The organism is Stieleria sedimenti, assembly GCF_025060895.1.
In the GTDB taxonomy this organism is placed as follows: Bacteria; Planctomycetota; Planctomycetia; order Pirellulales; family Pirellulaceae; genus Stieleria; species Stieleria sedimenti.
In genome coordinates this window covers 20,101-27,384 of the sequence record NZ_JANZKV010000185.1, presented here as the reverse complement: position 1 = coordinate 27,384, position 7,284 = coordinate 20,101, and the positions used below count along the sequence as shown (strand labels likewise).

Annotated in this window: 3 protein-coding genes; 2 read left to right on the top strand and 1 reads right to left on the bottom strand. The window is 57.6% G+C overall.

What is annotated here, in order from left to right; all coding sequences use genetic code 11:
* Positions 1–182 precede the first annotated feature (182 nt).
* Both NZK35_RS23535 and NZK35_RS23530 read left to right on the top strand, forming a co-directional pair.
* A complete protein-coding gene (locus tag NZK35_RS23535) occupies positions 183–1,442 on the top strand; it encodes an SHD1 domain-containing protein (RefSeq protein ID WP_259634970.1) in 1,260 nt (419 codons plus the stop codon).
* 301 nt (positions 1,443–1,743) lie between these two features.
* The gene (locus tag NZK35_RS23530) at positions 1,744–6,369 is read left to right on the top strand and encodes a c-type cytochrome domain-containing protein (protein WP_323379657.1); all 4,626 of its coding nucleotides are present in this window, start codon (positions 1,744–1,746) and stop codon (positions 6,367–6,369) included.
* Here NZK35_RS23530 and NZK35_RS23525 read toward each other — a convergent pair.
* On the bottom strand, positions 6,353–7,228 hold the full coding sequence (locus tag NZK35_RS23525) for a hypothetical protein (protein ID WP_259634969.1): 876 nt from the start codon (positions 7,226–7,228) through the stop codon (positions 6,353–6,355). The two genes, NZK35_RS23530 and NZK35_RS23525, sit on opposite strands and share 17 nt — an antisense overlap.
* Positions 7,229–7,284 lie beyond the last annotated feature (56 nt).

The window sequence follows — 7,284 nt, the reverse complement described above, 5'->3', positions numbered from 1 at the left end:
CTAAAGGCTGGACACCAACGGTTGCTGAATCCCTTTTTCGCTCGATCGACGTGACCCGAAAATCTAAAGTAGACAAAGCACGAACCGAAAACTGAGTCGCCTATAATGGCGCCCTGTTTGTTCCCCCCTCGGGCCCGGCCTGTTGTCATTCCGTCTGCTCACCTGCATCCTAGGCATTCCCCATGAGACCTTCCCTGTCTTTCCTCCTGGCGTTCCTTCTTTTTCTGCCGGCCACACCTGAGGAGGTATCGGCGGAAACGTGGACGGACAACACCGGCCAATTCAAGATCGAAGCCGAGTTTGTGGGCGTGGAAGGCCGATCGATTGTCTTGCGCCTATCAGACGGTTCGACCAAGAACGTTCCGATCGAACGGCTGAGCGAAGCCAGTCGGAATCGGGCCAAGCAACTGTACGAGGCCGCGAAATCGAAACCGGCCGCTGCCAGGCCCATGATCGCCGAGCCCGCCACGCCAGACACGTCGTCCGGATCGGCGACACCGTCGATCGCTCGCAATCGCGATGACTTCGCGCCGGCCGTTCCGCCGGTGCTCCCGATGCCGGCCTTTCCGGACAACGGTTCGCTTCAACAAACCGTCGACTTCGTGATCGGACAAGCTTTGGCGGGGCATCCCGAAGTCGTGTGGTATGCGTTGCCGGCTGAAGTCCGCCGCGAAGTGGACAGTGACGAAGTCCGTGCGGCGATGCGTCCGAGTATCGAAATGCAAGTCGACGCGCAAAAACCGATCCAGGATGTGGCCAACAAAGTTTGCGAAATCCTGATCCGACAAAAACAATTCATCCTGAACACGCCAATGGTCAAGATGGCACCGCCGCAAGTGATGCAGATGGTCCAACCGTTGTACGATCCTGCCAGCGGGCTGATTTACGAACTGGTCCATTGCGCGTTTGATTCGAAAATGATGCTCGACGATTCGGTCACGACCTTCGTCGATCACTACGGGCCACGGATCGGCGGTCACCTGCGCGTCTTGGTCCAGACCGCTCCGCCTGGGATGATCGAGCAATTCACCAGTCAGATCGTCGTCAATCAGATCGACGATTCGAGTGGTACGATTACGGTTCCCAAACAAGGCGGCGGAACAACCGTCGTGGAAATGGTCGCCTATGGCGGCCGGTGGATGCCGAAAGACTTCGTCGCGACGTGGAAAGAAAAAGGCGGCACAATGGCCAGCGGAATGGCTGAGCAATTCGAAAACAACCAGGAAGCCTTCAAAGCGTCACAGCAACAGATGGCCCAAGCGACCGGGATGATTGCCGGCATGGCCAATCAGTTTCTGCAGCCGATGCTGGACGCCAAGACGCAACAAGAGTTCGACGCCGCGGTGACCCAAGCGATGATGACCGCCGCCATGTTCCAAAACCAAGCCGGCCCCGGTTTGGCCCCAGGCCCCGCAGCCCGCAACCCGGCGTTTGGACAGTAAACCCGCCGCTTCACTCCGATCACGAGCCACGTCAAAGTCGACGGGGCCCAAAGTCGACGGGGCCTGCCCCCGATTGGATCAATTTGCCGTGGATCATTCTTTCGGCAACCGCGCGTTTGGTCCGAGACCGACCGGGCCGCGAAGAACTTCGCGAACTCAAGACACCGAAATCCTCATCGCATGGTCAACCGCGACGAGGGCCCCTTGTAATAGCACTGCGGCGGCCCAGCTGTCACGATGCGGTTTGATATGATGCGTTTGCCGATGACGCAGGCCATCAACGCTTTTGGATCCGATCGAAATGAATCCCTATCGTCGCCTTTTGGGAATCGAGACATCCCCACGACCGAATCTGTTTGAGTTGCTCAGTCTTTCAGAGGATGAAACTAATCCTCTAGCGATTAAGGAGGCTGCCAATGCGCAGATGCAAAAACTGCGTCAGCACAAAAGCGGTCAGCAAGGCGGTCCGGACCACGAGGCGTGCAAACAGCTAGCTGCCGAAATCAAGCGTGCCTATCAGGTGTTAGCAAGTCCTCCGCATCGACAGGACTATCTGTCAAAGCTCTCTGCCACACGTCAATCATCCTCGCTCACAGCCCCGACCGCGCAAAGCATGCCTGTCCCGTCGGCCGACACAGCCCCAGACGCACGGTCGTCTCGGAAAGCCGTGCTGTTCGTCGCGGCGGGCTTGCTTGTCCTCGTTGGTCTCGGTGGCGCGGCGTACTTTCTCATCGGCGGCGTAGAGCCAGCCGTCGTCGCAAGCAAAACCGAAAGCTCACCGCAGCCCGTTGTAGCGGAGACCGGTCCCGAAGATACCAATGCTGCCTCGAAAACGGATCCCCCCTCATCGGCGGCCGGCGAGACACTTGACCCGGCGATCGACGCGTCGATGGATCACGCGTTGCGATCCGATCCATCATCCGAAACGATCAGTGAGCGAAATGCGGCACAGCCATCACCTGTTGAAGCTCACAACACTGCGACAAGCGAATCGTCGGCCGGCGGTGGAACAGAGGAACAAACGAAAGTCATTTCGTCGACGCAGGTCACGAGACCGACTCAACAGAGTGCTTCGCAATCAAGCGAACCTCCGCGCGCTGACACCGCTGCACACGATTCCGCATCATCATCTGTCAGTGAAAATTCACACGTCGTCGAAAAGCAGCTTGCGGCCGAAGCAGAGGCCATCCTCCGCCGGAATTGTTATCGATGTCACGGAGAGAACGAGTCCGACGAGGGTGGATTCGGTTTTGTGACCTCGCGTAAAAAGCTGATCTCGTCCGGTTTTGTTGTCCCGGGCAGCACCAAGGATTCCCTGTTGTTCGAGCGAATGGTCTCGGCGGAGTCGCCGATGCCTCCAGGCGGGGAATCGCCACGTCCAACCGATGAGGACGTTGAGACCATTCGCAACTGGATTCAGTCCGGCTCCAGACCGTTCAAGGAATCGGTGCCGCAGCAATTCGTCAGCACGGATGCGTTTTATGAATTCGTGGCTCGGGACTTAAACACCATTCCAGCCAAGGAACGCGTCTATATTCGTTACTTTTCGACAACCCATTTGGCGAACGCCGGCTATTCCGATGATGAGCTCGAAATCTACCGCACCGCGCTGGCCAAGTTGCTCAACAGTCTGTCCTGGAATCGGCAGCTCGCGAATTTGCGGATCGTCAACAACCTGGAAACGGTGTATCGGATCGACCTGCGCGATCTGAAGTGGACGGACACGAATTGGAAATCTATCCTCGCGGCCTACCCCTACGGACTGATGGACCCAAGCGAGGCCGCGGTCACAGTCCGCGCTCAAACTCATTCACTGATTCCCGTGGTGCGAGCGGATTGGTTTACGTCGGCCGCCTCGCGTCCGCCGCTCTATCACGTCTTGGCGCAGATCCCGGCAACCGATCGTCAGTTGGAACAACTACTTCAATTAGACGTCCAGCGCAATTTGGAAGAGATGCGTGTGGTTCGCGCCGGTTTCACTCGATCCGGTGTCTCGCAGCACAATCGCTTGATCGAACGCCACGAGTCGATTTTCGGAGCCTACTGGAAAAGCTATGACTTCGCCGGCTCAGCCGGCCGCAAGAACTTGTTTGACTTACCGATGGGACCTGGTAAGACGGCAACCGACTTCGAACATGACGGAGGTGAGATTATCTTTCATCTTCCCAACGGGATGTTGGCTTACATGCTGGTCGACGCGGAGGGGAAACGCATCGACAAAGGCCCCACCAGCATCGTCAGTGACCCGCGTCAGCCGGATCGTGCGGTGGTAAACGGTGTCTCCTGCATGTCGTGCCACTACGGCGGATTCATTCAGAAGTCCGACGAAATTCGGCAACACGTGTTGGCCAATAAGGCAGCTTATCCGAAAGCGGATGACATTCTTGATCTCTACCCCGATGCGGAAACCTTATCGGCTGCGATCGCCAAGGACACGAAGGCCTACCTGACAGCCTTGGCAGCCAGCGCGATTGGTATCGAACAGCCAACGCAGGCAGGCGAACCCATTGTCCTGGCTTCCCTGCGATACAACGGCGAGCTGGATTTGCCGTTGGCGTCGGCTGAACTTGGTGTTACGCCGGAGTCAATGCTGGAAGAACTCAGGAAGCTTTCCGATGCCAATCTCATTCGTCGCGTCGGCTCGCTGCTCCGCAAAGGAGGTGTTGTAAAGCGAGAAACGTTCGTCGACTCATTTTTCCAATTGGCGAATGCACTCAAGCTGGGGCGCCGCGCGACCGTTGCGATGCCCAATGCAATTGCCAACGTGCCGCGGCAAGTTCCCGCGCAGCCCCCCGCTCCCGCGATTAAGCGGATGAACATTTCCTCGTTGCCGATGGGGACCCAACCCGGCGTGGCAGAACAATCGCTGGCAACAGCGAGGCGACTTTCTACTTCAACCAAATGGCGCGACGCGGCTCCCCACTTTGAAATCGCCATCCGAGCTGCGACGACAGCAACGACACGACTGAAAGTCTGTGAGGAAGCCGTTGAGTTCTACCAGCGGATGGACGCGGTCGAAGCGGTGCTGGATGTGTACTGTTACATCATCGACAGCTGCCGCACCCCGCGGGAGGTGAATCGAACACGCGAACAGATGCTTGCCACGTTGCAAGCGATGATTAGGAAAGACCCTGCTTGGAGTCGTCCTGACGAACCGTTTCAATGGCCATTGTCAACGACGCGGGCGATCGCCAACACGTTCGAACCTCAGCTCGCCAAATTCCCCAATCACGAGCCCACGCTGCTCGTGTTGGATCATTTCTATTCGAACATTCAGCGTGACGACACAAAGCATCTGGTTGTGCTGGAGCGACTCGACAAGATTCTCCGTTCGCGCGGCGAACGGATGCAAATCGAACGCTACGTCACGCTTGCCAACCTCATGGTAGAAGCGGGTAACGGACTGGAAGCGGCTCGGTTGACTGAACGAGAAATCCACTCGGCGTTCGGAACACAAAAAGCGAACCTGTATCTGTTGCAAGCAGCGGCTTGGGTGAATGCCGGCAACAAGTCGAAAGCCATGACGTCGCTCAAGCTGGCCTTTCAAGAGTGGCGAGCTGCCCGATCCCACGCGATCGCCAACGCCTACGTCGAGATGGGGGATCTCTACATGCGGCTTGAGGAACGTGACTTGGCGGCCGAGCGGTACCGGTCCGCGCTCATCGCGCAAGCCCCGGACTACTCAGTCGAACAGTTGCAGGCGAAGCTTGCCCAAGCGGTCGGTCAGCAACCAACCGTTGCCGCCATGCCCGACGGCCAAGCAGGCGCCGCTGCGGATCCGCCCTCCGACGAATCCTTGCTCGATCCCAAACGCCGATTTGCCATCGCTGCCGCTCAGGCCGAAGCGAATGCGAGTACCCACCCGACCTTGATATTGAATTCGATGATGGAAGCAGCAGACCTGTGGCTCAAAGCGGGAGACAACGCCCGGGCGATCAAAGCGATCCAGAAGGCTTCGGCTGCCAACAAGCGTGCTGGCACATCCGCCCGCTCCAATCACGATAAGCTTGCCAAGTTGTTTGTCCGTGCGGGCGATAACCAGGCGGCATTGAACCAATGGATTCTCGCGCTCAAGAGTGAAAAGCTCGCTTCGTCGATTTCAGGCTACCAGATTCAAATCGAGGCCTTGATGCAGGAGGATGCTTCGCTGACCCTTGACGAACAAACGAAGCCGCTGCTCGATCCCAAGTATGCTCCGCGAGTCCAGGCCAAAGAGATCGAAGCGAGCCGCTCCTACGATGCTTCCGGGCGCGCGATCAATCTGTTGCGGGCGGCGGGGTACTGGAACGAAGCAGGCGAGAAACAAGAAGCCTTGCGTTGCATCGCGGCTGCTGAAAAGGCCATCGACTCCATCGCCAGCGGCGCAAACAGTTCACGTTCGGAGACGGCCTACATACAAGCGGCAGACGCGTACGCTGAGCATGAGATGCCAGCCGATGAAGTCCGCTGTCTGGTCGCTGCGGTCAAGCATTGTCGCAGCGATAGCAGCGCGCAAGGGTATTTTGAGAGGATCAAACTTGTTTGCCGAACGCATTCGCTGCCCATTCCAAAACTTGATGCTGAAGTTGCCAAGAAGCTTGACCCACTGAATCGATATCGTGTGCAAGCAGCCAAGTATCACGAGCAGGCGAAGCAAACGCCCTCGTCTGCGGGAACGTACTACCGCATGGCCGTTGACGCGTGGGTACGTGCTGAAGAATACGAGAAAGGGTTGGTGGTCGCCAACGAGTGGGCAACGCTTCTGTTGAAAGACAAGGAGGACCAACAATACGAATCCAACCTCGGCCAACTGGCTGACTTGTACGTCAAACTAAAGCGAGATGATTTGGCCAAGAAAGGCTACGCAGAACAGCTGAAGGTAACGACGAGCGACTCCCGCAAGCGATCCGTGCAACGCAAGATTGATCGGCTCAACGAGTCGGAATAGCGGCGCGAATCTTGGCGGCCTGCGCCTCGGCAGCACGTGCCTGTGCGGCATCGATGATTTCTTGATTGGGCGCGCCCAGCAGGTCGATCGTCACGCTAGCCTTTGTTTTCTCTTCCGGAATCCAGTAGCCCTCTCCTTCCACGGTCGGCTGCGCCATGCCATCGGTCAATGCGTCCCGATCGTCCAGGTGTGTTGGCAGCGTTTCAATGCTGCTGACTTCGCAGGGTCGTCCCAGCGCGAGGTTCTCTGTGCCGGCATACACTTCGACCTCGGCGAGCCCGCTGCCGCTGCCCGTCCATCGCGTGGTTTCGATTCGGACCTTGTCAAACAGAACATTGGGGAGGCGAAAGAGGCTGTTGTCGGCGCGGCGGTTGAGTCTGGCAATTTTGTTGGTCCAAACCACGCGGCCTTGCTGTAGGAGTTCGATTTTGACCGCGACCGTAGAACGATCATGCAGCTTAGCTTCGGCAGGAAGATTCCAAATCACGATCCCCAGCTTGCCAGCGTTTCTCTTCAAGCAAAGCGTTAGGTTCGACTGTGCAACCGAGCGCCGGTAAGTCGCGTTGGAGTCTGCCAACGTGGCGGCACGCTTTTTCATCGCCTCTGCCACCGCGCGTTCGTACGTTTCGGTGGCTTTTCTGCGAGCGTCGGCAATCTGGGTCTTGGCCGCGTTGGCGTAGTTCTCGCGGACTCGTTTCGAGACTTCGTCGATCCGTTTTTGATCGGCCGCGACTTCTTTCTGTGCATAGATACTCCCCGCCGCGATTATCTTTTCCGCACTTGCGATCGCCTCGTCGTACTCGCGAAGCACCAGCTTATCGGGATCGAGTTTAATTGGGTTGTCGCCCTTGTTGATCATCTCCGCGATCCTGAGATGAGCTTGCTTGCCGCGCTTGAGCGACTCGAGGAATCGAT